Origin of the sequence: Streptomyces fulvoviolaceus, from assembly GCF_000718165.1 — a bacterium.
Taxonomy (GTDB): Bacteria; Actinomycetota; Actinomycetes; order Streptomycetales; family Streptomycetaceae; genus Streptomyces; species Streptomyces fulvoviolaceus.
In genome coordinates, this window is sequence record NZ_JOEY01000002.1 from 99,359 (window position 1) to 122,548 (window position 23,190).

General features: G+C 71.7%; 19 protein-coding genes. 9 read left to right on the forward strand and 10 right to left on the reverse strand.

Annotation, left to right across the window (positions count from 1 at the left end; all coding sequences use genetic code 11):
• Nucleotides 1-147 precede the first annotated feature (147 nt).
• Together purU and IG08_RS0102305 are read right to left on the reverse strand one after the other, a co-directional pair.
• Entirely contained in the window at nucleotides 148-1,020 is an 873-nt protein-coding gene (gene purU / locus IG08_RS0102300) for a formyltetrahydrofolate deformylase (RefSeq protein ID WP_030595521.1), read from the reverse strand.
• A gap of 47 nt (nucleotides 1,021-1,067) precedes the next feature.
• Complete coding sequence (locus IG08_RS0102305) at nucleotides 1,068-1,568, reverse strand: SCO4402 family protein (RefSeq protein WP_078655409.1); 501 nt, start codon at nucleotides 1,566-1,568, stop codon at nucleotides 1,068-1,070.
• 117 nt (nucleotides 1,569-1,685) lie between these two features.
• Here IG08_RS0102305 and IG08_RS0102310 point away from each other — a divergent pair, with 117 nt between their 5' ends.
• Nucleotides 1,686-2,993, forward strand: coding sequence for an ABC transporter substrate-binding protein (locus IG08_RS0102310; RefSeq protein ID WP_030595526.1), 1,308 nt, complete (start codon nucleotides 1,686-1,688; stop codon nucleotides 2,991-2,993).
• Between the two features lie 32 nt (nucleotides 2,994-3,025).
• Here IG08_RS0102310 and IG08_RS61105 read toward each other — a convergent pair whose 3' ends face one another.
• Together IG08_RS61105 and IG08_RS0102320 are read right to left on the reverse strand one after the other, a co-directional pair.
• Nucleotides 3,026-5,332, reverse strand: a complete 2,307-nt coding sequence (locus IG08_RS61105; RefSeq protein WP_420823274.1) for a hypothetical protein — start codon at nucleotides 5,330-5,332, stop codon at nucleotides 3,026-3,028.
• Nucleotides 5,333-5,480: 148 nt separating this feature from the next.
• On the reverse strand, nucleotides 5,481-6,866 hold the full coding sequence (locus tag IG08_RS0102320) for an NsdA family TPR-like regulatory protein (protein ID WP_030595532.1): 1,386 nt from the start codon (nucleotides 6,864-6,866) through the stop codon (nucleotides 5,481-5,483).
• A gap of 285 nt (nucleotides 6,867-7,151) precedes the next feature.
• Between IG08_RS0102320 and IG08_RS0102325 the strand changes: the two genes are divergently transcribed.
• The 3 genes from IG08_RS0102325 (at nucleotide 7,152) to IG08_RS0102335 (ending at nucleotide 10,294) form a co-directional block, all read left to right on the forward strand.
• On the forward strand, nucleotides 7,152-7,814 hold the full coding sequence (locus IG08_RS0102325) for a bifunctional DNA primase/polymerase (protein ID WP_106980859.1): 663 nt from the start codon (nucleotides 7,152-7,154) through the stop codon (nucleotides 7,812-7,814).
• 108 nt (nucleotides 7,815-7,922) lie between these two features.
• Nucleotides 7,923-8,696 carry an ABC transporter ATP-binding protein gene (locus IG08_RS0102330; RefSeq protein ID WP_030595535.1) on the forward strand — a complete coding sequence of 258 codons (774 nt, stop codon included), beginning with the start codon at nucleotides 7,923-7,925 and terminating at the stop codon, nucleotides 8,694-8,696.
• Nucleotides 8,693-10,294 (forward strand): hypothetical protein, encoded by a 1,602-nt coding sequence (locus IG08_RS0102335; protein WP_030595538.1) that lies wholly within the window; start codon nucleotides 8,693-8,695, stop codon nucleotides 10,292-10,294. The genes IG08_RS0102330 and IG08_RS0102335 overlap by 4 nt, the downstream gene beginning before the upstream one ends.
• 7 nt (nucleotides 10,295-10,301) lie before the next feature.
• Here the strand turns inward: IG08_RS0102335 and IG08_RS0102340 are convergent, their stop codons facing one another.
• Nucleotides 10,302-10,892: a TetR/AcrR family transcriptional regulator gene (locus tag IG08_RS0102340; RefSeq protein WP_030595540.1), complete on the reverse strand. Its 591-nt coding sequence runs from the start codon at nucleotides 10,890-10,892 to the stop codon at nucleotides 10,302-10,304.
• Between the two features lie 95 nt (nucleotides 10,893-10,987).
• Between IG08_RS0102340 and IG08_RS0102345 the strand changes: the two genes are divergently transcribed.
• Nucleotides 10,988-12,490, forward strand: coding sequence for an MFS transporter (locus tag IG08_RS0102345; RefSeq protein ID WP_052424454.1), 1,503 nt, complete (start codon nucleotides 10,988-10,990; stop codon nucleotides 12,488-12,490).
• Nucleotides 12,491-13,002: 512 nt separating this feature from the next.
• On the opposite strand, the gene IG08_RS0102350 is transcribed toward IG08_RS0102345, so the two are convergent.
• Both IG08_RS0102350 and IG08_RS0102355 read right to left on the reverse strand, forming a co-directional pair.
• Nucleotides 13,003-13,938, reverse strand: coding sequence for an alpha/beta fold hydrolase (locus IG08_RS0102350; protein ID WP_030595545.1), 936 nt, complete (start codon nucleotides 13,936-13,938; stop codon nucleotides 13,003-13,005).
• Between the two features lie 545 nt (nucleotides 13,939-14,483).
• Complete coding sequence (locus tag IG08_RS0102355) at nucleotides 14,484-15,176, reverse strand: iron-dependent transcriptional repressor DtxR (RefSeq protein WP_030595548.1); 693 nt, start codon at nucleotides 15,174-15,176, stop codon at nucleotides 14,484-14,486.
• A 304-nt stretch (nucleotides 15,177-15,480) separates the two neighbouring features.
• On the opposite strand from IG08_RS0102355, the gene IG08_RS0102360 reads away from it, so the two are divergent.
• A complete protein-coding gene (locus tag IG08_RS0102360) occupies nucleotides 15,481-16,236 on the forward strand; it encodes an SIS domain-containing protein (RefSeq protein WP_030595550.1) in 756 nt (251 codons plus the stop codon).
• Nucleotides 16,237-16,316: 80 nt separating this feature from the next.
• Here the strand turns inward: IG08_RS0102360 and IG08_RS0102365 are convergent, their stop codons facing one another.
• Entirely contained in the window at nucleotides 16,317-17,723 is a 1,407-nt protein-coding gene (locus IG08_RS0102365) for a PAS domain-containing protein (protein WP_043452995.1), read from the reverse strand.
• A 131-nt stretch (nucleotides 17,724-17,854) separates the two neighbouring features.
• A complete protein-coding gene (locus IG08_RS0102370) occupies nucleotides 17,855-18,307 on the reverse strand; it encodes a GNAT family N-acetyltransferase (RefSeq protein ID WP_030595556.1) in 453 nt (150 codons plus the stop codon).
• Between the two features lie 88 nt (nucleotides 18,308-18,395).
• Between IG08_RS0102370 and IG08_RS0102375 the strand changes: the two genes are divergently transcribed.
• Both IG08_RS0102375 and iscB read left to right on the forward strand, forming a co-directional pair.
• Nucleotides 18,396-18,977: a DUF4240 domain-containing protein gene (locus IG08_RS0102375; RefSeq protein WP_030595559.1), complete on the forward strand. Its 582-nt coding sequence runs from the start codon at nucleotides 18,396-18,398 to the stop codon at nucleotides 18,975-18,977.
• Nucleotides 18,978-19,486: 509 nt separating this feature from the next.
• A complete protein-coding gene (gene iscB, locus IG08_RS53865; protein ID WP_261726784.1) occupies nucleotides 19,487-20,851 on the forward strand; it encodes an RNA-guided endonuclease IscB in 1,365 nt (454 codons plus the stop codon).
• 287 nt (nucleotides 20,852-21,138) lie between these two features.
• Here the strand turns inward: iscB and pdxH are convergent, their stop codons facing one another.
• The gene (gene pdxH, locus IG08_RS0102385) at nucleotides 21,139-21,816 is read right to left on the reverse strand and encodes a pyridoxamine 5'-phosphate oxidase (protein WP_030595565.1); all 678 of its coding nucleotides are present in this window, start codon (nucleotides 21,814-21,816) and stop codon (nucleotides 21,139-21,141) included.
• A gap of 243 nt (nucleotides 21,817-22,059) precedes the next feature.
• Here pdxH and IG08_RS0102390 point away from each other — a divergent pair, with 243 nt between their 5' ends.
• The gene (locus tag IG08_RS0102390; RefSeq protein WP_030595569.1) at nucleotides 22,060-23,160 is read left to right on the forward strand and encodes a citrate synthase 2; all 1,101 of its coding nucleotides are present in this window, start codon (nucleotides 22,060-22,062) and stop codon (nucleotides 23,158-23,160) included.
• Nucleotides 23,161-23,190 lie beyond the last annotated feature (30 nt).

The window sequence follows — 23,190 nt, forward strand, 5'->3', positions numbered from 1 at the left end:
CGGGCGGCTGCGGGTGAGTGGGGGCTGGTCGCGCAGTTCCCCGCGCCCCTGAAACGTAGGCCCAGCGAGCTCTTTTAGGGGCGCGGGGAACTGCGCGAGCAACCACGAACCACCCGCAGCCGCCCGCGACCCAGAACCCCCGAGCTCCTAGGCGAACACGACCGTCCGCCGACCGTTCAGCAGAATCCGGCGCTCGGCGTGCCACTTCACGGCCCGCGCCAGCGCCTGGCACTCCACGTCCCGCCCGATCGCGACCAGTTGGTCCGGCGTGACGTCATGCGCCACCCGCTCGACCTCCTGCTCGATGATCGGCCCTTCGTCGAGGTCAGCGGTCACGTAATGCGCCGTGGCCCCGATCAGCTTCACACCCCGGGCGTGAGCCTGGTGATACGGCTTCGCACCCTTGAAGCTCGGCAGGAACGAGTGGTGGATGTTGATGATCCGCCCGCTGAGCGCCTTGCACAGGTCGTCCGACAACACCTGCATGTAGCGGGCGAGCACGACGAGCTCGACGTTCTCCGAGCGCACCAGCTCCAGGACGCGCGCCTCCGCCTCCGCCTTGTTGTCCTTCGTCACCGGGATGTGGTGGAAGGGGATGTCGTACGACCCCACGAGCTCGGCGAAGTCCGTGTGGTTGGACACCACGGCCGCGATCTCCACGGGCAGTGCGCCGATCCGGGCGCGGAAGAGGAGATCGTTCAGGCAGTGCCCGAACTTGCTGACCATCAGGACGATCCGCATCCTGTCCTCGGCCCGGTTGATCTGCCAGTCCATGTGGAAGGCGTCACCGATCGCCGCGAAGCTGGCCCGCAGCTTGTCCACGGTCACCGGCGCCTCCGCCGAGAAGTGGACGCGCATGAAGAACAGACCCGTGTCGTGGTCGCCGAACTGCTGGCTGTCCTCGATGTTGCAACCGGTCATGAAGAGATAGCTCGACACGGCGTGCACGATGCCCTGCTTGTCGGGGCAGGAGAGCGTGAGGACGTACTGATCGGCCGGGGCTGTGGACTGCGCGTTCATGCAGCACAGGGTCCCATACCCGGTAAAGGTGCCGAACCGCCGTCTCGCTAGGCAGACCGCGTCATGATCTGCAGCACCTCGAGCGTGCGCGGCGGCGTGTCGGGCTCCTCGCCGTCGGCCGTCGCCATCCGCACGTGCGCGTCCCGTGCCGCCCGCACCGCCTCCGGCCACGCGTGGTTGTCGAGGTAGGCGGAGACCTGAGCGTCCGGACCGACCTGGTGCATGATCCGCAGCACGCGCAGTACGGCGGTGTCGACGAGGGCCGCCTCCTGGGAGTCCCGGAAGATCGTGCCGACGTACTTCTCGGCGGACCAGTTGTCCAGCCAGGTGTCCTCGACGAGGCGGTACACGGCGTCGGTGACGTCCCCGTACCCCTCGACACCGGCGAGCCAGACGTTCTGCTGGAAGGCGGGGTCGGAGAGCATGTGCAGCGCAGAGCGCACATTGCTGCGCCAGCGCCACCACGGCATGTCGTTTGATGGCATGCCGCCCATGGTGGATGAGCGACGGCCGCGACGGGAAGAGTTCTCCGAACCTTGCACGGTCATCGATCGTACGTTCTTCGTCTCACGGGCCGCACCACCCCCTCCTATTCACCTTCACGTCACCTGTGGTTGACCGAGAGTCACTCCAGGGTTGGCGACGCGGAGGAAACGTGTGTGCCCATGACTGGCAGGCGAAGCACCCGCAGCACCTTCCTCCCCAGGCTCCACCGGCCCGCCAGGGCCGCCGCCCGCTCGGCGGGGGCCGTGGTGGCGTGTGCGTCGCTCGCCGTCGCGTGCGGGGTCATCCCCGGTGCCACGGGGGGCTCCGGGGATGACCCGATCAAGGTCATGACCTGGGCCCCTTCGGACACCAACGCGACCAACAAGCCCGGCATGCCCGCCTTCGCGCAGGCCTACGCCCGCTGGATCAACGCCAACGGCGGCATCAACGGCCGCAAGCTCACCGTCCTGACCTGCAACGACCGCAACGAGAGCATCGCCGCGGCGAAGTGCGCCCGGCGCGCGGTCAAGGAGGACGTGGTCGCGGTCATCGGCTCCTACAGCCAGTACAGCAACTCCTTCTTCCCGCCGCTGGAGAGCGCCGGTATCCCGTACATAGGCGGCTACGGCGTCACCAACGCCGAGTTCACCAGTCCGCTCTCCTACCCCGTCAACGGCGGCCAGCCCACGCTGCTGGCCGGCCTCGGCAAGGAACTCGCCGCGAGCTGCGGCCCCACCACGCTCATCCGGCCCGACACCATCGCGGGCGACGAACTGCCCGTCCTGCTCGACTCCGGCCTGACCTCGGGCGGGCACCAGTCCGCGAGCGACCTGCGGGCCGCGGAAGACGCCACCGAGTACTCGGTGCAGTCGGCCCAGGCTCTGGGGGACGCGACCGCCGACCCGGCGAAGAAGGGGTGCGTGATACCCGCCCTCGGCGACCGCACCGACACCTTCATGGACTCCTTCCGGCGCGTCCGCGAGGAGTTCCCGGCGGTGCGCACCGCCATGGCGATGGGCAGCGTCGACCAGACGGTGATCGACGCGTCCGGCGGGCGGTCCGGGCCGTACGAGGGGTCGTACATCACCGGCTGGTACCCGGTGGAGACCGACAAGCGCTGGGACCCGATGAAGAGGGTCATCAGCGAGAAGGCCTTCGGCGACAACCGCATCGATGCGGCGGACGCCGGGGTGCAGACCACGTGGATCGCGTACACCGTGTTCAAGGCGGTCGTGGAGTCGCTCGGCGACGGCGAGGTGGCCTCGAACACCGTGCGGCGCGCCCTGAACGACGGGCTCGAGATCAAGACGGGCGGTCTGACGCCGACGCTCCGCTGGGACTTCCAGGCCGACCTCGCCAGCGTCGGCTTCCCGCGCCTGGTGAACGCCGACGTGACCCTTCAGGTCGTACGGCAGGGCCGGCTCGTGGCGGCGCGCAAGGGCTTCACGGACGTGACGAAGACACTGCAGACGGCCGAGGTGAACTGAGGCGGGGGCCGATCGAGTCGGCCCCCCCTTTCTCACAGCTGGGTCGACTGGCGCTCGGTCAGGCCGTACTTCTTGGCGATCGTGTTCCACAGCGGGGCGGCCTTGGCCTTCTGCGTGCTGGCGGTGCCGCTCGCCCGGTTGCCGGCCGCGGTCTGGCCGGTGACGCGGGCCTGGCCCTTCTTGCAGCCCTTCTTCCCGGCCGCCTGGTCGGCCCACGCCGCGTAGTGGTTGTCGGCGGACGCGGACGCCTGCCAGGCCTTGGTGAGGGCCGTGGTCAGCGCGGCGTGGTTCGGCAGCTGGTCGACCGTGAGGCCCTCCAGCCGCGTCACCAGGTCGGTGCGCTGCTGGGCCGCGCCGCGCAGATTCTTGGCGGCCTGGGCGAGGTTGTCGCAGGACTTCACGTCGGCCACCGCGCTGATCACCGTGGACCGGCTGGTGCCGCTGTCGGCGAGCAGCTTGTCGAGCTCGACGGCCTGCGCCTCGGCCGGGTCGGCGGACGGCGACGCGGAAGCATCGGTCGCGGGCGCCGTGGCGGACACGGTCTGGTTCTTGGCGTCGCCCTTGTCGTCCCCGCCGCCGGCGAGCAGTGCGCCCGCGCCGATGCCGAGGACGGCGATACCGATGCCGACGGCGGCGATGACGGGCACCTTCGATCCGCTACGACCGCCCCGGCCGCCCCTTCCGCCGTCGTACCCACCGTCGTCGTACCCGCCGCCGCCCGGGCCCTGCGGGATGTACCCGGGCTGCGGGGCGGCGTAGGCGGTCTGGGGCTGCGCGAAGCGCGGCATCTGCTGCGTGGAGTCGGCCGCGCCCTCGGCGCCGCCCGGCCCGCTGCGGAAGAGGTTGTCGAACTCGGCGGGCGGCTGCCGGTCCCCGCCGTACGGCGGAGCCTGCCCCGGCACGGGCGCGATGAACTGCGTGGCCTCGGCGTCGGGGCCGGTGGTGGGCGGCATCGGCCCGGCCTGCGGCACCTGCCCGAGGAACTGCGTCGCCTCGGCGGGCACCTCGGGCGGCAGCGCCCCGGGGCCGACCGGCGGGATGTACTGGGTGGCGCCCTCCTCGGCGGGCGGCATGGGCGCGGCGGAGGCACCGTGCCCGGCGTGCGGGAGCAGCGCGCCGGAGCTGCTGTGCCCCGCGGGCGGCTGGGGGGCGTTCGGAGCGCCGGGTCCGGCGGGCGGCAGGGGCGCTCCGTGTCCTACGGCGGGAAGAGCGGCACCCGGGGCGCCGTATCCCTCGGAGGGCTGGGAGGTCCCGGCGGAGGGGTCGCCGTATCCACCGACGGGTGACTGCGGGGCACCGGCAGCCGGATAGCCATACCCACCCGCAGGCGGCGCACCATGGCCGGCAGGCGGCTGCGGGGCACCGGCGGCCGGGTATCCGTATCCGGCCGCAGGCGGCGCACCACCCTGCGACACGGCGGGCGGCGCACCGTGGCCGACAGGCGGCTGCGGGGCACCGGCGGCCGGGTATCCGTATCCGGCCGCAGGCGGCGCACCACCCTGCGACACGGCGGGCGGAGCGCCAGGACCGGCGGGCGGCTGCGAGGCGCCGCCGGCCGGGTAGCCATACCCACCCGCAGGCGGCGCACCGTGGCCGACAAGCGGCTGCGAGGCACCGGCAGCGGGATATCCGTATCCGGCCGCAGGCGGCGCACCACCCTGCGACACGGCAGGCGGAGCGCCAGGACCGGCAGGCGGCTGCGAGGCGCCGGCGGTCGGGTAGCCGTACTCGCCCGTCAGCGGCTGGGGCGTACCCGGGGCAGCGGAGCCGTACGGGTCGGCCGGTGCGGGGGGAGCCGTCGGGGCGGGTCGGCCCACGGGCGGCAGGTAGTAGGAGGTGGGCTGGTCGGTGTCGTAGCCCGTGGGCTGCGGCGGGGCGGCCGGCCCGGGAGTGCCGTAGCCGTCGGCGCCGTAGGGCGGCGTCTGTATGTCCTGGGGCGGCTGGGGCGGTGTGCCCCAGGTCTGGGCGGGCGGTGTCGACCAGTCCTGTCCCGGCGGCGGGGCCGGGGCCTGGTGCTGCTCGGGGCCCCACGGGGTGCCCCAGGCCTGACCGCCGGCGGGCGCCGCGCCCGGACCGGACGGCGGCTGACCTCCCCCAGAGCCGAAAGCCTGGGAGGTACCCCCAGGCGCACCTGGGGCCGTAGCGGGCCGGCCCGCCTGCTGACCGCCGTACGCGCCCTGCTGACCGCCGTACGCGCCCTGTTGGTCGGCGTATCCGCCTTGCGGACCGCCGTATCCGCCCGTCATTCCCGGCAGCAGGGGTTCCCCACCGTCGGAGGGCAGCACGATGCCTTCGCGCGCTTCGCGCGTGGGCTCCTCGCCCTGTCCACTCTGCGTCACCGGGACTCCTACTAATGGGGGACCTTCGGAATCGTCGGCTCACGCTACCGGGTCCCCGGAGCCCGGTGCCACGCAGCACAGAACGTGACCTACGTCCCTGTGACCGCGGTAACAGAACCGGGCTCTCAAGCGCTCTGTACGCCTCCTTTCACGCCGCCGCCTGCAGATCCAGCCGCGCCCCGAACTCCCTTACCACGGGCTCGTCCCGGAACGGCTCCAGTCGCTGCTGGAAGTCCTCGAGGTACTCGGCACCCCGGTTGGAGCGGACGGACTCCAGCAACTCCACCGCCTTCAGGCCGGTGTTGCAGGCCTGCTCCACCTCCCGCTGCTGCACCTGAGCGGTCGCGAGCAGGACGTAGCCGATCGCCCGCCGGCGCGCCTTCGTCTCGGGGAGCCCGTCCAGCGACTCCCGCGCGCACCGCGCCGCCGCCTCGGCCTGCCCGAGGTCCCGGTGGCAGTGCGCCAACTCGTCGGCGAGATAGGCCTCGTCGAAGTGCGCGATCCACGCCGGGTCGTCCCCGGCGGCCGGGTCCGCCGCCTCCAGCGCGTTCACCGCCCGCCCGGACGCCGACTGGGCCGCCCGCGCATCGCCCATGAGCGCGTGCCCGCGGGCCTCCGCCGCGTAGAACATCGCCTCCGCGCGCGGTGTCACCCGCCCCCGCGCCCCCTCCTGCGCCGCGCGCGCCAACTGCGCGATCTCGCGCGGATTCCCGAGCTGCGCGGCGAGGTGGCTCATGGACGCGGCGAGCACATAGCCGCCGTAGCCGCGGTCGCCCGCCGCCTGCGCGAGGCGCAGCGCCTGGATGTAGTACCGCTGGGCCAGACCTGGTTGCCCGGTGTCGATGGCCATGTACCCGGCGAGTTCCGTCAACCGCGCGACCGCGGCGAAGAGTTCACGCCCCACGGCCTCCCGGTACGACCCGGCCAGCAGCCCGGAGACGACGCTGTTGAGGTAGTGCACGACGACCGGACGCACATGCCCGCTGCCGTACTGGTGATCAAGGTCTACGAGCGCCTGTGTCATCGCGCGCACGGCCGCCACGTCGGACTGCCCCACCCGCGGCCCCGCCGAACGCGCCACCTGCGAGTCGGGCGAGGAGATCAGCCAGTCGCGGCTGGGTTCCACGAGCGCGGACGCGGCGACGGAGGAGCCGGACAGGAAGTCCCTGCGGCCCACGTCACTGCGCCACAGCTCGCAGACCTGCTCGATGGCCCCCAGCACCGTCGGCGAGAACTGGAGACCGACGCCGGACGCGAGGTTCTTGCCGTTGGCCATGCCGATCTCGTCGATCGTGACCGTACGGCCGAGTTTGCGGCCGAGCGCCTCCGCGATGATCGCCGGGGCGCGTCCGCGCGGCTGTTGTCCGCGCAGCCAGCGGGCCACGGACGTCTTGTCGTAGCGCAGGTCGAGGCCGTGCTCGGCGCCGCACATGTTGACCCGGCGGGCGAGCCCCGCGTTGGAGCAACCCGCTTCCTGGATGAGCGCCTGCAGCCGTTCGTTCGGCTGCCGCGCGACGAGAGGCCTTGCGGCCATGGCGTACCCCCTGTGGCTGCGGTGCCTGCCCACGCACCGAGTTGACGTGTCTTCCACCGAAAAGTTCCGGCCGTGAAGATCAATGCCCCGCGGACGTACCGAAAATGCGAAGCATGCGAGGATTGCCGGGGTAAGGGTGGAAGCCCGACCCCTCGAGTGGTTACCCAGGTCCCGGCGTCGATCCTCCTGCGCGCCCCCACACATGCATCCATGCGCCCCAGATGCGGAATCGATGCTCCTCCCCCGCGCGCGCTACCCCCGTAACCCGAGGTGGGCGCGGGAGTTGTGTTGGGCGTGGAAGAGACGATCGCGGGCACCGAAGCCGCTCAGATTCCGAAGCAGCGCGGGGAATCGCTGCTGGAGACAGCCGTACGCTACGCCGAGGAGCGCCACTGGGACGTCTTCCCCGGCACCTGGCTGGAAGCCGTCGACGGGGTGCAGCGCTGCTCGTGCGGCGACGCGGCGTGCGCCGCACCCGGCGCGCATCCGGCGCGCGAGGACTGGGCGACGCAGGCCACGGGCAGTGCGACCGTCGCGCGCCGGATGTGGCAGAAGCAGCCCACGGCCTCGATCCTGCTGCCGACGGGGCGTACGTTCGACGCGGTGTGCGTTCCGGAGACCGCCGGGTTCCTCGCGCTGGCCCGGATGGAGCGCATGGAGTTGACGCTCGGTCCCGTGACGTTGACGCCGGATCGCCGGATGCAGTTCTTCGTGTTGCCGGGGGCGTCGGTGAAGCTTCCGGAGCTGGTGCGCAAGCTGGGGTGGGCGCCGGCGTCTCTCGACCTGGTCGCGCTGGGCGAGGGGGCGTATGTGGCTGCGCCGCCCACGCGGTTCGGGTCTTCTGGGGCTGTGCAGTGGGCTTGTCGGCCCACGCCCGCGAACCGGTGGCTGCCGGATGCGGAGGAGTTGATCTCGCCGCTCGCCTATGCGTGTGGGCGGGATCGGTAGTTCGGCGGCTGCGGGTTCGTCGTGGCTGGTCGCGCCCACGCGGCGGAGCCGCATATCGGATATAGTCCCGCGCCCCTTGGGTACGTCACCTGACCGTAGGGTTCATGCATGACGTCGGCCGTACGCGTACAAGGGCTCTGGAAGCGGTTCGGGCAGCAAGTCGCCGTTGCCGGGATTGATCTCGAGCTGCCCGCCGGGAAGTTCATCGGGCTCGTCGGGCCCAATGGGGCCGGGAAGACCACCACCCTCTCCATGGTCACCGGGCTGCTGCGGCCCGATCAGGGGTCCGTGGAGGTCGTCGGGCACGACGTGTGGCGGGACCCCGTGGCGGTGAAGGCGCGGATCGGGGTGCTGCCGGAGGGGCTGCGGCTGTTCGAGCGGTTGTCGGGGCGTGAACTGCTCGGCTACAGCGGGCGGTTGCGGGGGCTGCCCGGGGCCGAGGTCGACAAGCGGGCCGCCCAGCTGCTCGACGTGCTCGACCTGGCGGGTGCCCAGCACAAGCTGGTCGTCGACTACTCGACCGGGATGCGGAAGAAGATCGGGCTGGCGGCCGCCCTCCTCCACAATCCCGAAGTCCTGTTCCTGGACGAGCCGTTCGAGGGCGTCGATCCGGTGTCCGCGCAGACCATCCGCGGGGTGTTGGAGCGGTACACCGCCTCCGGCGCGACCGTCGTCTTCTCCTCGCACGTCATGGAGCTCGTCGAGTCCCTGTGCGACTGGGTGGCCGTCATGGCCGCGGGCCGCATCCGCGCCCACGGGCCCCTCGCAGAGGTGCGCGGCGCCGCGCCCTCGCTGCAGCAGGCGTTCCTCGAACTGGTCGGCGCGTACGGCCGGGACGCCGGCTCCGACCTCGACTGGCTCGGCGGCGGAGCGACGCGGTGAGCGCCGGCGTCACGGGTGTCACCTCCGTCATCGTGCGGCTGAAGCTGTCGCTGTTGCGCAACGGGCTGCGGCAGTCCACCGGGCGGGCGGTCGCGTACATCGCCTCGGCCGTCGCCGTCCTGCTCGTCTCCGTGCTGCAGCTGATCGGGCTGATCGCGCTGCGGGGCCATGCGCACGCCGCGTCCGTGGTCGTCCTGCTGGTGGCCGTGCTGGCGGTCGGCTGGGCGGTGATGCCGCTGTTCTTCCCCGGCGGCGACGAGACCCTCGACCCGACCCGCCTGGTGATGCTGCCGCTGCGGCCCCGGCCGCTGGTACGGGCGCTGCTGGTGTCCTCGCTGGTCGGGATCGGGCCGGTGTTCACGCTGTGCATGCTGACCGGGTCGGTGATCTCGGTCGCGCACGGCGGAACGGCGTACGGCTTCGGCGTCGTCGGGATCGTCCTCGCGCTGCTGGTCTGCATGGCCCTCGCGCGGACCGTCGCCACCGCCAACATCCGGCTGCTGACCAGCCGCAAGGGCCGGGACCTGGCGGTGCTGAGCGGGCTGGTCGTCGCGATCGGGGCGCAGGTCGTGAACTTCGGTGCGCAGCGGCTGGGTTCCGGCGGGCTCGCGCAGCTCGACGGGCCGGCCGAGGTGCTGAAGTGGGTGCCGCCCGGTTCGGCGATCGCGGCGGCGGACTCGGCGAGCGAGGGGTCGTACGGGATCGCCGTCCTCCAACTCGCCTTGTCCGTGGCGGCTTTGGTGGTCCTGATCGCCGTATGGTCGCGGCATCTGACCCGGCTGATGACCGCGCCCGACGGCTCGACCCTCCAGGCGGCCTCCGAGCCCGCCGCCCGCCGCCGGACCTCGACCGGGCTCGCCCGGCTGCTGCCCGCCGGGCGCACCGGCACCGTCATGGAACGCAGCCTGCGCTATGTGTGGCGCGACCCCAAGACCAAGGCGGCGTGGGTGACCTCGCTGGCCATCGGCCTGATCGTGCCGGTGTTCAACGCGCTGCAGGGCACCGGGTCCATCTACTTCGCGTGCTTCGCCGCGGGGATGCTCGGCGTGCAGATGTACAACCAGTTCGGGCAGGACACGTCCGCGTTCTGGATGGTCGCGATGACGATCTCCTCGACCCGGGACGCGTACGTCGAGCTACGCGCGCGTGCGCTCGCGCTGCTGGTGATCACGCTGCCGTACGCCACGCTCGTCACCGTCCTGACGACGGCGCTGATCGACGACTGGCCGAAGCTGCCCGAGGTGCTCGGGGTGTCCTTCGCGCTGCTCGGGGCGATGCTGGCGACCGGGGCGTGGACGTCGGCCCGGTTCCCGTACTCCATCCCGCAGGAGGGCTACAAGAACGTCGCCCCCGGGCAGTCCGGGCTCGCCTTCGTCTCGATCCTCGGCGGCATGGTCGCGGGCGCCCTGCTGTGCGCTCCCGTCATCGCGCTGACGATCTGGGTGAACGTCAGCGCGGGCGGTGACGATTGGAGCTGGCTGCTGCTGCCGGTGGGCGCGGCCTACGGGGCGGCGATCACGGTGGCGGGGCTGCGGTTGGCGGCGCCGCGGACGGCTCGGCGACTGCCGGAGATCCTGCTGGCGGTCAGCAAGGGGTGAACCCCCGTCAGGGGCGCGGGTGCTGCGGCGGCGTGCGGACGGGCAGGCCGCGCAGGAGGGTGTCGAGGTAGAGGTCGAAGCGGGGCGCCGACGTGCCCAGGCCGAGGTCCGCGGGGGTCGCGCCCAGCCACTGGGTGACGCCCAGGCCGAAGACGTACCAGCTCTGCTCGGCCTCCTCGGCCCCGGCGCCGGCGAGGACGAAGGCCGCGGTCACGCGTTCCCGTAGCCGTCCGAAGGACTCCGGGTTGTGGCGGTGGGGGCGGGCCACGTGGGCGGCGTAGCCCGGTACGGCCAGGAACTCGTCGTGCATCGACCAGGCGAGGCGGGCCAGCCAGGAGCGCCAGGTGGCGGGCGTCGGTTCGTCGGCCGGCAGGATGCGCTCGACCATCACCTCGCTGATCAGGTCGAGGAGTTGGTCGCGGTCGGCGACCCAGCGGTAGAGCGCGGAGTGCGAGACCCCGAGCCGGCCGGCGAGCTCCCGCATGGTGAGGGTGGCCAGGTCGCCCTCCAGGGCACGGGCCACGATGAGGTCCCGGCTCAGTCGGGCGGGGCGGCCGGGGCCGGGGTTCTTCGCGGTCCCCGAGGTCTTTCCAGTCATCGCTCAGGAGCCTAGCCGCCTTAATTAGTGACCACTGGTCACTAACCCTGTTAGGGTCACCTTACTTCACCCCTGCTTCAAGGAGGCGGACGCTGATGCGGGTGCTCCTGGCGGCCTGTGCGGCCTTCCTGGCCAAGCGGCTACGACGTTCCGGCGCGGGCCCTGTCCCGGTCCTCCCGGTACTCCTGGCGGCCGCCCTCGCCGTCGCCCTCGCGCAGACCGTGGTCGTCCCGGCGCTGCCGCTCTTCCAGCGCCGGTTCCACGTCTCGCAGCCGGACGCGGCCTGGCTGCTCACCGCGTTCATGCTCGCCTCGGCCGTGGTCACCCCGGTCGCCGGGCGGCTCGGCGACCTGCTCGGCCACCGGCGGGTGATGGCGGCCTGTCTCGCCTGCCTCGTCGCCGGCAGCGTGCTCGCCGCGTACGCCGACCACGCCTCCTGGTACGCCGGGACCCTCGCCGGACGGGCCCTGCAGGGCTGCGCGGGCGGGGTGTTCCCGTCGGCCTTCGGGCTGGCCAGGCAGGAGACCCCTCCCGAGCGGCTGAGCGGGGTGATCTCCGCGCTCAGCGCGATGTTCGGGGTGGGCGGCGCACTCGGCATCGCCGTCGCGGGGCCGCTGGTGGACGCGGCGGGGACGGTGTGGCTGTTCGTGACGCTCGCGGGGCTCGCGGGGGTAGCCCTGGTGGGGGCGCTCGGGATGGGGAGCGTGACCGGGGTTCGCCCGGAGACCGCCTCCCCGGCACGCCCGAGGACCGGTCTCGACCTCACCGGCGCCCTGCTGCTGGCGGCCGCCCTCGTCGCCGTGCTGCTCGGCATCACCCAGGGGCGAGTCTGGGGCTGGGCGTCCGCCCCCACGCTCGGGCTGGTCGGGGGCGGCCTGCTGCTCGGCGGCTGCTTCCTGGCGGTGGAGCTGCGTTCGGCGGCGCCGCTCGTCGACCCGCGGCTGCTGCGGGGGCGGGCCCGGGCCGGCACGCATGCGGCGACCCTGGTGATCAGTGTGGCCATGTTCTCCGCGGCCACCCTGATCCCGCAGTTCGCACAGACCCCGGGGAGCAGCGGGTACGGCTTCGGCGCCTCCCCCACCGTTACGGGGCTGCTGCTGGTGCCGATGGCGCTGTGCATGGTGCTCGCCGCCCCGCTGTCGGCGTGGGTATCCGCCCGCCGGGACAGCCGTACGGCCTTCCGGATCGGCGCGGCACTCGCGGCCGCGACGCTCGCCGCGCTCGGGGCGGCGCACGGGAGCCTCGCGGTGTTCGCCGTGACGGGAGCGCTGCTCGGGCTGGCGTACGGCTTCGCGTTCGCCTCGCTCGGCGGGCTGGTGATCGGCGCGGTGCGGGCCGACCAGACCGGTGCCGCCACCGGGATCAACACCATCCTGCGGACGGTGGGCGGCGCGGTCGGCTCCCAGCTCGCGGCGGTGGTGGTGACCACCTCCGCCGCACCCGGCACGGGCGGCCTGCCCGCCGAGTCCGGCTACACCACGGCCTTCCTGGCCTCGGCGGTCACCGCGGTGGGCGCGCTGGCGGTGTCCTACGTACTTCCGGGGCCGGGCGGTGAGCGTGGGCCGGTACGGAGGCGGGCGGCGGATGTCAGCTCCTGAGGTGCCGTCTGGGGGGCGGGTTCGGGGGCTGGGCCCCGGGGGGCGAGGCGCGAGGGGCCCGGGGGGCCGGGGGCCCGGGTCCGGCGAGGTCCGGGTCCGGCGAGGTCCGGGTCCGGCGAGCCCGGGTCCGGGAGTGCGGCGAGCGTGAGCCGGTACGGAGGCGGGCGGCGGACGTCAGCTCCTGAGGAGCCGCCCGGGGGCCCGAGTTCGGGGGCTGGACCCCGGGGGGGCGGGTCCCGGGGGGCGGGTCCGGCGAGGTCCGGGCCCGGGAAGTCCGGGTCCGGCGAGGTCCGGGTCCGGCGAGGTCCGGGTCCGGCGAGGTCCGGGTCCGGGGGTGCGGCGAGCGTGAGCCGACGCGGAGACGGGCGGCGGACGTCAGCTCCTGAGGTGCCGTCCGGGGGCCCGGGGAAGCGGGCCCGGGGAGCTCGGGTCCCCCCCGGGGGCGGGTCCCGGAGGGCCGGGTCCCGGAGGGCCGGGTCCCCGGGGGCCCTGGAAGTCCGGGTCCGGGGAGGTCAGTCCCTGTCCGGTCCGTCCAGCCCGTCCAGGAAGGGCTCGATCGCGCCCCGCCACGCCTCCGGCTGGTCGTAGTGCACGAGGTGGCCGGCGTCGGCCACCTCCGCGTACTCGCCGCGGGGCAGGACGCGGACCATCTCCTGGGCCTCGGCGCGGCCCAGCTCGCCGTCGAGGCCGCGGACGACCAGGGCGGGGCACTGGACCTGGGCGAGCTCCTCCCAGTGCGCGTCGTACACCCAGGTCTCGCGGGACTGGAGCATCTGCTCCGGGTCGAAGACGGGGCGCCAGCCGTCGGGGGACTCGGCCATCACCTCGGCATAGAACTCGCCGCGGGCCGGGTTCGGGCGCTCCACCCAGGGGTCGTCCTCGCCGAACCACTTGCGTACGTCGGCGAGCGTGGCGAAGGGGACGGGCCAGGCCTTGAACCACTCCGCCCACTCGCGCTGCGAGGCCGCGCCGAGCGCGGAGGCCCGCATGTCGCAGATGATCACTCCGTGGACCAGGTCGGGGCGTTTGGCGGCGAGCTGCCAGGCGGTCAGGGCACCCATGGCGTGGCCGATGAGGACGGCCCGGGCGAGACCGAGCTGTTCGAGGGCGGCCTCGACGTCCTCGACGTATGCCTCGCGGGTGAAGGAGGCCCGTGGGGGCTTGTCGCTCCGGCCGTGGCCGCGCTGGTCGAGCGCGACGGCGCGGTGGCGCTCGGAGAGCCAGCGGGCGGTGGACGCCCAGTGCGAGGCGCGGCCCATGAGGCCGTGCAGTAACAGCACCCCGGATGATCGTTTCTCCGGTGCGGCTTGCGATGCGCCTGCCGGTGCGTGTTGCGGTACGGCCGATTCCGGTGCGTCCCTCGTCGGGTCGGTCTTGGGAGGGTCACCGAACTCCCAGGCGGTAAGACGCACCCCGCCCGCTCCGGTCACGTCGATGCGCCGCGCCATTGGCACCCCCCTAGCTCCGCGCCCTGTCGGCCCTGCCTGCCCTGTCTGCCGTTCCTGTGTCGTACACCCCTGCAGCGCACACACCGCGCGCCCCGTCACCCACAGACTATCGAATGTGTATTCGAGAATGGCGTTCCTGGCGGCAACACCCCTCGTTCGAGTGACCTCGCTCAAGGAATGATCGCCGCCGCCGAGGGGAGATCTTCAGCGGGAGGCGGACCGCTCGGGGAAAACGGTCCGAAGGGGATGACCCTGGGAGCTCGGGGCTCCGGGTCAGCACAGGGGAGGACAGGCCCCGGCGCCGTAAGGCGCCGGGGCCATCCATACGTCTACGGCACATCCGCCCGCCCCCTCAGGTCATATGCCTCACGCGACAGCCTCGCACGGGAAGCGTCCGAGCGCTGCGATTCCGCACACTGAATCTTGGAATCGAAGCGAACTCCGAAGCGGACCCCGAAGGGAACTCGGGGACATCACAACTGCCCCACAGGTACCGGGAGTTGACGACCTCGGTGCGTCGCTCGATGCGTCGATCAGCGCGTCGCTCAGCGCTTGGCGACGAACACGTGGGACGCGACGTCCGACTCCAGCTCGGCCGCCTCGCCGCCGCTGCCCACCAGCACACCGCCCGCCGACTCCGTCACGCTCACCACCGAGCCGGGCTGCACGCCCGCCCGGCGCAGCGTGTACATCAGCTGCGCGTCCGTCTGGATCGGTTCGCCGATCCGGCGCACGACGACCGTCTTGCCGTCGATCCCCGGGTCGAGGTCGGCCAGCGACACCATGCCCTCGTCCAGGAACGGGTCCGCGCCGTCCTTCTCGCCGAGCTCCTCCAGTCCCGGGATCGGGTTGCCGTACGGCGACTCGGTGGGGTGGCGCAGCAGCTCCAGGACCCGGCGCTCGACGGCCTCGCTCATCACGTGCTCCCAGCGACACGCCTCGGCGTGGACCTGCTCCCACTCCAGGCCGATCACATCGACGAGCAGGCACTCCGCGAGGCGGTGCTTGCGCATCACGCGAGTGGCCAGCCGACGGCCCTCGTCGGTCAGCTCGAGGTGTCGGTCGCTGGCGACGGACACCAGTCCGTCGCGCTCCATCCGCGCCACGGTCTGGCTGACGGTCGGCCCGCTCTGGTCGAGCCGCTCGGCGATCCGGGCGCGCATGGGGACCACACCTTCCTCCTCCAGCTCGAGGATGGTGCGGAGATACATCTCCGTGGTGTCGATCAGTCCGGACATACGTGCCCCTTGATGAGATCTGCCGGAAGCACGACAGCTTCCCGGCGCGTGCGCTGGCCCTGGCATCAATTCTGCCGGATACCACTGACAAGCGTGCCGCGCCGTTGAAACCAAGGGGTTACACGGGGGTTCCCGACGCACCCCGGATACCGCCGGATGTCCGCGAGCGACGGCCTCACGGCCGTATTGACATCCCAGTGGTCCAGACCGCACGGTGATCCGCGACACAGGTACCGCTGCGGACATCCGCTGAGAACATCCGCTGCGGACATCAGACACCACTGACGCTCCGAAGGGACCCCGCATGAGCGACGGCAAGCTGTCCGGCCGGTTCTTCGACGCCGCGATCGGCCTGCTGCAACGGGTCCGGGACGAGGAGGCCGAGTCCGTCGCGGCCGCCGGCACGCTCCTCGCCGACACCGTCGCCTCCGGGGGCCGCCTCTTCGCCTTCGGCGCCGGCCACTCCTCCCTCGCCGCGCAGGACATCGTCTACCGCGCGGGCGGCCTAGCCCTGATGAACCTGCTGGCCGTCCCCGGTGTCGTCGGCGTCGACGTCATGCCGGCCACCCTCGGCTCGGCCCTCGAACGCGTCGACGGCCTCGCGAGCGCCGTCCTGGACTGCTCGCCGCTCCGCGCGGGCGACGCCCTCGTGATCATCTCCCTCTCGGGCCGCAACGCGCTCCCCGTGGAGATGGCCCTGCACGCCCGCACCCTGGGGGTACGGGTGATCGGCGTGACGTCGGTGGCGTACGCCACGGAGACGAAGTCCCGGCACTCCTCCGGCACGTACCTCAAGGACCACTGCGACATCGTCCTCGACTCGAAGATCGCGATCGGCGACGCGGAACTCACCCTCGACACGGTCCCGGCCCCGTTCGCCCCGGCCTCCACGGTCGTGACAGCGGCGTTGCTGCAGGCGGTGATGGCCACGGCGGCCGGCAACCTGGCCGACCGGGGCATCGAGCCACCGCTGCTGCGGTCGGGGAACGTGGACGGCGGGCACGAGTGGAACGGGCGGGTGTTCGAGGAGTACGGGGACCGGATCTTTTACCGGCAGTAGGGACTCATCGGGGGGCAGGCAGTCGTGTCACCGGGCTGCGGGCTGCGGGCTGCGGGCTGCGGGCTGCGGGCAGTTCGTGCCTACCCCCGCCCCACCACTCCACCCAGATCCAGTGCCGAGGCGATCCGCACCGCCACATCCTCCGCGTACACCGCGTCGGACCGCTCGAACTGACTCCGTCCACCGCCCCGCAGGAACGTCACGACCCCCAACGTCCGCCCCCGGCTCCGCAGCACCGCACACAGCGAGTGCACGGTGTCCAAGGGCCACTGCCGGGCCCGCGCCCACTCCCGCGCCTGCTCGGCCGGCACCGCCCCCACACTCGCCCGCACCGACCCGGTCCGGTCCACGCACTGCAGCGCCGGATGCCCCTCGCCGTACCGCACCGGCAGCCCGGCCGCCCCCGTGAGCAGGCTCGGCCCCGGCGACCCGGAGGGTGTCGTGGCGACACGTACCAGCCGTACCGGCCCCTCCGCCTCCCCGTCGGCCACCGCGCCGCCCGACACCCGGTCGATCAGCGCGTGGTCGGCGAAGCCGGCGAGCGCGAAGTCCAGGTGGACGACCGCCGCCTCGGCCGGGTCCTCGCACTCGGCGGCGGCCCGCGCCGCCCGGTGCAGCTGGTTGGTCCGGAACCGCAGCAGCGCCGCCTCCTGCTCGCTCTGCTTGGCCTCGGTCACGTCCTGGAAGAGCCAGCCGACGCCCAGCGGAACGGGCTCCTCCGCGAGCGGCGAGGCCAGCCGTACGAACCCGCAGCGCCAGCAGCGCCGCTTGTCGCCGTCCGGTGTCCGCACGCCCACCCAGATCTCGGCGGGCGCGGGCGGCGCACCCTCGGCCAGCACATGAGTGAGCGCGCTCTCCAGCTCCTCCACGCCCTGGGCGAGCAGTTCCCCGAGCGGCCGCCCCAGCACGGACGTACGCCCGATACCGAGGGACCGGGCCGCATGAGCGTTCACGACGGCAGGCCGCAAATCCGCGTCGACAAGCACGACACCCCAGGAGGCATCCTCGAACAGCGCCTCACTCAGCGCGATGGACCGCTCCAGATCGATCTGCGCGTGCACCTCGCTGAACGCGCAGTACACCCCGGCCGGCTTCCCGTCGGGCCCGCGCACGGCGGCGGACTGGGTCCGTACGAGAACCCGCCCCCCGTCCTTGGTCAACAAGGCGAACTCATGCACCTGCCGCCCGGGGGCCTGCATGGCGGACAGCAGCCGCCCCTCGACCTCCTCGGCGTCCGCACGCCGTACGGCCCACCCGGCGAACCCCTGCCGCCCCACGGCCTCGGCCGCGGTCCAGCCCAGAATCCGCTCGGCCTCACGGTTCCAGTGCGTGACGACGCCGTCGGCATCGAAGGCGCACAGGGCCGCGTCCATCCCGTCGAGGAGCGCGGCGAGCAGATCGGAGCCGCCGGGGCCCTCCGGACCGTCCCGACCGGGCTCGTCCGGCCCCAGCTCGTCGGTGGTCCCACTACGCCGGGAAGCACTCACCTGGACCCCCTGCAGGCTGCGTCTCTCTTGCAATCATCTAACTGGAACGTGACGCAGCACACACCGGGTTCCCGCAAGATTGAGGGAATCGTTGTACGGCGGAAGCGCGACGTCAGCGGTTTCACCTGCGCTCAGGCCAGCCTGAGGTCGACCCAGAGGTCGGTCTCGCCGTCGAGCACATACCGTTCGACCTCAACAAATCCCCGCGCCTCGGCAAACCGCACCCCGTCCTCATTGACGGCGAGCACACACGTCTCGATCACCCGAGCCCCGAGCACACGCGCGTGGCCGAGCGCCTTCTCATACAGCGCCGCCCCAAACCCCCGCCGCCGGAACTCGGGCAGCACACGCGCGATGACGGTCGCCACGGCCTCCTCGCCCTCCGGCGGCCGCACGGTCGAGCACCCGACGAGCACGTCCCCGAGATAGGCGTTCTCGAGCCGATACCGCCGACCGCGCTCCCGTACGTCATCGAGCCCCATGGCGGCAGGCGGCACGATCACGTTGTGCACGTGCCGCCACTGCTCGAGCATGGCGTCACCCACGACGGGCTCGATCCGCCACCCCGCCTTCATCTCCGTCATGCGCGGAACGCTAAATGATCAGTGAGTGCACGTCCATGGTGCGACCTTCCCAAGCCGTTGTCAGACCCCGCTGGCACAGTCCAGGGCCATGGACACCGACGAGTTCTGGAACCTCATCGAGACAGCCCGCTCGAACACGACAGCCGACCACCGCTTCCACCAGGCCATGGTCGCCCTGCTGGTGTACCGCTCCCCGCCGGACATCCTCGAGTACGAGGCACGCTTCGACGCCCTCCACGACGCGCTCTACCGCTGGGACGTCTGGGCGGCCGCCTACCTCATCGGCGGCGGCTGCTCCGACGACAGCTTCATGGACTTCCGTGCGGGTCTGATTACTCAAGGGCGTACGTGGTACGAGCGGGCGGCGGCCGCACCCGACAGGCTCGGCGACCACCCCGAGGTCATCGCCGCCGCCTCCGCCTTCGAGGACCGTGCGCTCTTCTACGAGGAGGTCAACTACTGCGCCGCCGAGGCATACGAGCACCACACCGGCGACCCGGACGCCTTCTACGAGGCATGGAAGCAGTACGAGGCCGACCACCCGGATCCCGGGCCCGAGACCGACATGGGCGAGGACTTCGACTTCGACGATGCGGGCGAGATGCAGGGAAGGCTGCCGCGGCTGGCTGCGCTTTTCCTGGCTGATGGCTCTGCTGACGGATGCCTTTAACAGCAAGATCGGCTACGCGTTCGAGGATTTGAGGGTTCTTCGCACGAATGAGCGTCATCTATCGATTCGGCCGCCGCACACCACAGTGATCACTACCGTCCCCTGCATACGCACGAGAGGAGGTCACTCGCTCCACCAGCCGCGAGCCGGAGCCTGCCCCTCAAGAGGTGTCAGGCCGAGTGACCAGCCCAAGTCATCACGGTCCGAAGGATCAAGGAGGTGCACCGATGACTACGTTTCCTGTAGGCGAGCAGACCCACCAGGCTGTGCTTCCTCAGCAGCCTGCTCTGGAATCCGTGGGAGCAGACACCCCTGGGAGCAGGGACGAAACGGCTCACGGACACTCCGCCACCGCGCGGGGCACCGGCAGGGAACATGGGCGAGGGGAGACCGACGGGCACGGCACCAGAACCCGTCGGCGTCACGCCAAGAACGCTGCCACGGCAGCGGAGGCGACAGAGAACGGGAGCGGTGACGCTCCCCCGCGCAGTCCGTCGTACGCCGGTGGAATCGGCGCAGGCAGAGTCTTCGTCCTCTCCAAGGACGGGCAACCCCTCATGCCCTGCCATCCCGCTCGCGCCCGCGAACTCCTGAGCAAGGGCAGGGCCGTTGTCGCCCGACAGGTGCCTTTCACCATCCGGTTGAAGGACCGCACCCTTGCCGAGTCAGAGGTCGACGGCGTGCAGTTACGCATCGACCCCGGCTCCAAAGGCACGGGCCTCGCCCTCACCGACGAGAAGAAGGAAGCCGACGGGGAAGGCGCCGTCGTCACCGTCAGACGTGGGCTCGTCGCGGTCGAACTCCAGCATCGCGGCGACCAGATCCACCTGTGCATGCAGCAGCGTGCCGGTTACCGACATCGACGGCGATCAGCCAACCGCCGCTATCGCGCGCCCCGTTCAAACAACCGGCCTCGCCGCGCAGGATGGCTACCGCCCTCCCTGCGCCATCGCGTCGACACCACGTTCTCCCAGGCGGCACGCCTCTGCCGCTATGCACCCGTCACCGAGATCCACGTCGAACGGGTTGCCTTCGACACCCACGCCATGAGCGCAGGCAAGCCCCTCACCGGAGCCGAGTACCAGCAAGGGCCACTCGCCGGAACCGATGCCCGCGCCTACCTCCACGCCAAATGGAACAGCGCCTGCGCCTACTGTGACGCCTCCGGTGTCCCCCTGAACATCGAACACCTCAGGCCCCGCAGCCGAGGAGGATCAAGCCGTATCTCCAACCTCGTCCTCGCCTGTGTCCCGTGCAACGAGGCCAAGGGCAGCAAGCCCGTCGAGGTCTTCCTCGCCCACTGGCCCGAACGCCTCGCGAAGATCCTTCAGCAGGTCAAAGCGCCACTCCATGACGCCGCCGCGATGAACGCGACCCGGTGGCAGCTCACCGAGGCACTGGGCGAGCTCGGCAGACCCGTACACGCGTGGTCGGGCGGGCGTACCAAGTGGAACCGCAGCGCCATGGGGCTGGAGAAGACCCACACCTTGGACGCACTGTCCGTCGGATGCCTGGATCACGAGAACGGCGACGCAGTCGTGCGGTTTCCCGGACAGGTGCTCGTCGCCAAGGCCACGGGACGCGGTTCGTATGCCCGCACTACTCCGGACCGGTTCGGCTTCCCCCGGCTGCGCCGGGCTCGTACCAAACAGCACTTCGGGTACGTCACCGGGGATCTCGTACGAGCCAACATGCCGACCGGCAGGTGGGCGGGCACATGGACTGGACGCATCTCAGTCCGGGCCAACGGGCAGCACAGCCTCACCACACCGGCAGGCCGATTCAATGTCCGTCATCGGAATATGCGACTCCTGCAGCGGGGCGACGGATACGCATACTCCTTCCGGTCAGAACCGGGTTCGTCAACATCCTGAAAAACCGGTTGAGCGACGGCTGGCCGGTTCCTAGGGTGTGTTCCACGAGGAAAGGAGGTGGTTCGGAGCATGTATGAACACCGGACGTCGGAGGTGGCTGCGGGCTAGCGGCCCGTCACCCACCGAGTGCGGTGCCGGACCAGCGTGTGCGAGATACACGCAGCCGGCCAATCCAACGCAGTCACCCGACCCGCGAGCTCGCCGGTAACGTCCGGCCGGCTCCCCCGCCGTCAGGCGGAGGAACCCGAGCTCGCGGGTCGTCTGCGTTCGCTGGACCGGTGCCGAGGTCAGGGGCTGAGCCGCTCCACCCGCCAACTCCCGTCCGCCTCCGCCACATACCGCAGCCGGTCGTGCAGCCGGTTCTCCCGCCCCTGCCAGAACTCCACCGCCTGCGGTGCCACCCGGAAGCCGCCCCAGTTCGGCGGTACCGGGACCTGCTCGCCCTCCGGATAGCGGGCCGCCAGTTCGGCGTACGAGCCCTCCAGATCGGCCCGCGTGGCGATCACCGAGGACTGGGCGCTGGCCCACGCACCGAGCTGGGAGCCGTGCGGGCGGGTGCGGAAGTAGGCGGCCGTCTCGTCGCGGCCGGTGCGGCGGGCGACGCCCGTGACGATGACCTGGCGGGCCATCGGATGCCAGGGGAAGAGGAGGGAGACGTACGGGTTCTCCGCGAGGTCGAGGGCCTTGCGGGAGTCGTAGTTGGTGAAGAAGACAAAGCCCTGCTCGTCGAACTGCTTCAGCAGTACGGTGCGGGAACCGGGTCGGCCCTCGGCGTCCGCGGTCGAGACGACCATGGCGTTCGGCTCGAAGAGATGGGCCTCCGTCGCGGCCTGCTTGAACCAGCGCGCGAACTGCTCCACAGGGGTGGCGGTCAGGTCGCTCTCGGCGAGGCCCTCGGCCCGGTACTGCTTGCGCATGGAGGCGGGGTCGGGGGAGACGGCGTCTGCGTCGGTCACGTCGGTCATCTTGCCGTATCGGAAACTGTTCGGAAGCGGAGGCCGGAGCGCCTGGGGGTGGCACTCAGTGCCACCAAGCACTCCCCAAAGGTGGCACTCGGGGATATGGTGCAGGTGCCGCTGCGGTGGGGTGACCACTCACCGCACGGGGCATCACTGGGCCAACCGACCGGCACGGAGCCGTCCCCCTCCGAGGGTCGCCCCCAGTCACCCCCGAAATGACCTGTCGCACACATCACGAGGAGCCGCCTGATGTCCGACTTCGTACCCGGACTCGAAGGAGTCGTCGCGTTCGAGACGGAGATCGCCGAACCGGACAAGGAGGGCGGCGCCCTGCGATATCGGGGCGTCGACATCGAGGACCTGGTCGGCCACGTCTCGTTCGGCAACGTCTGGGGCCTGCTCGTCGACGGCGCCTTCAACCCCGGTCTGCCGCCCGCCGAGCCCTTCCCGCTCCCGGTCCACTCCGGCGACATCCGCGTCGACGTCCAGTCCGCACTCGCCATGCTCGCGCCCGTGTGGGGCCTCAAGCCCCTCCTCGACATCGATGCCGAAACGGCCCGCGACGACCTCGCCCGCGCCGCCGTCATGGCGCTCTCCTACGTCGCCCAGTCGGCCCGCGGCCAGGGCCAGCCCATGGTCCCGCAGCGCGAGATCGACAAGGCCCAGTCCGTCGTCGAGCGGTTCATGATCCGCTGGCGCGGCGAGCCCGACCCCAAGCATGTGGCGGCGGTGGACGCCTACTGGACCTCGGCCGCCGAACACGGCATGAACGCCTCCACCTTCACGGCCCGCGTCATCGCGTCCACGGGAGCCGATGTGGCCGCCGCGCTCTCGGGCGCCGTAGGAGCCATGTCCGGCCCGCTGCACGGCGGCGCCCCCTCCCGGGTCCTCGGCATGATCGAGGAGATCGAGCGGACGGGCGACGCGGAGGCGTACGTCAAGCAGGCCCTGGACAAGGGTGAGCGCCTGATGGGCTTCGGCCACCGCGTCTACCGCGCCGAGGACCCGCGCGCGCGGGTCCTCCGTCGCACCGCCCGCGAACTCGGCGCCCCCCGCTACGAGATCGCCGAAGCCCTGGAGAAAGCGGCCCTGGCGGAGCTCCACGCCCGCCGCCCCGACCGCGTCCTCGCCACGAACGTCGAGTTCTGGGCCGCCATCGTCCTCGACTTCGCCGAGGTCCCGGCCCACATGTTCACCTCGATGTTCACCTGCGCCCGCACGGCCGGCTGGTCGGCCCACATCCTGGAACAGAAGCGCACGGGCCGCCTCGTACGGCCGTCCGCGCGCTATGTCGGGCCCGGCACGCGGAACCCGCGCGAGATCGAGGGGTTCGACGACATCGCGTGCTGAGTGACGCCGAGTGGCGGTGCCCTATGGGGA

Coding starts and splice junctions, on each gene's coding strand:
- purU (WP_030595521.1), bottom strand. CDS start 1,020: ATGAACGCGCAGTCCACAGCCCCGGCCGATCAGTACGTCCTCACGCTC.
- IG08_RS0102305 (WP_078655409.1), bottom strand. CDS start 1,568: ATGACCGTGCAAGGTTCGGAGAACTCTTCCCGTCGCGGCCGTCGCTCA.
- IG08_RS0102310 (WP_030595526.1), top strand. CDS start 1,686: ATGACTGGCAGGCGAAGCACCCGCAGCACCTTCCTCCCCAGGCTCCAC.
- IG08_RS0102320 (WP_030595532.1), bottom strand. CDS start 6,866: ATGGCCGCAAGGCCTCTCGTCGCGCGGCAGCCGAACGAACGGCTGCAG.
- IG08_RS0102330 (WP_030595535.1), top strand. CDS start 7,923: ATGACGTCGGCCGTACGCGTACAAGGGCTCTGGAAGCGGTTCGGGCAG.
- IG08_RS0102340 (WP_030595540.1), bottom strand. CDS start 10,892: ATGACTGGAAAGACCTCGGGGACCGCGAAGAACCCCGGCCCCGGCCGC.
- IG08_RS0102345 (WP_052424454.1), top strand. CDS start 10,988: ATGCGGGTGCTCCTGGCGGCCTGTGCGGCCTTCCTGGCCAAGCGGCTA.
- IG08_RS0102350 (WP_030595545.1), bottom strand. CDS start 13,938: ATGGCGCGGCGCATCGACGTGACCGGAGCGGGCGGGGTGCGTCTTACC.
- IG08_RS0102355 (WP_030595548.1), bottom strand. CDS start 15,176: ATGTCCGGACTGATCGACACCACGGAGATGTATCTCCGCACCATCCTC.
- IG08_RS0102360 (WP_030595550.1), top strand. CDS start 15,481: ATGAGCGACGGCAAGCTGTCCGGCCGGTTCTTCGACGCCGCGATCGGC.
- IG08_RS0102370 (WP_030595556.1), bottom strand. CDS start 18,307: ATGACGGAGATGAAGGCGGGGTGGCGGATCGAGCCCGTCGTGGGTGAC.
- IG08_RS0102375 (WP_030595559.1), top strand. CDS start 18,396: ATGGACACCGACGAGTTCTGGAACCTCATCGAGACAGCCCGCTCGAAC.
- pdxH (WP_030595565.1), bottom strand. CDS start 21,816: ATGACCGACGTGACCGACGCAGACGCCGTCTCCCCCGACCCCGCCTCC.
- IG08_RS0102390 (WP_030595569.1), top strand. CDS start 22,060: ATGTCCGACTTCGTACCCGGACTCGAAGGAGTCGTCGCGTTCGAGACG.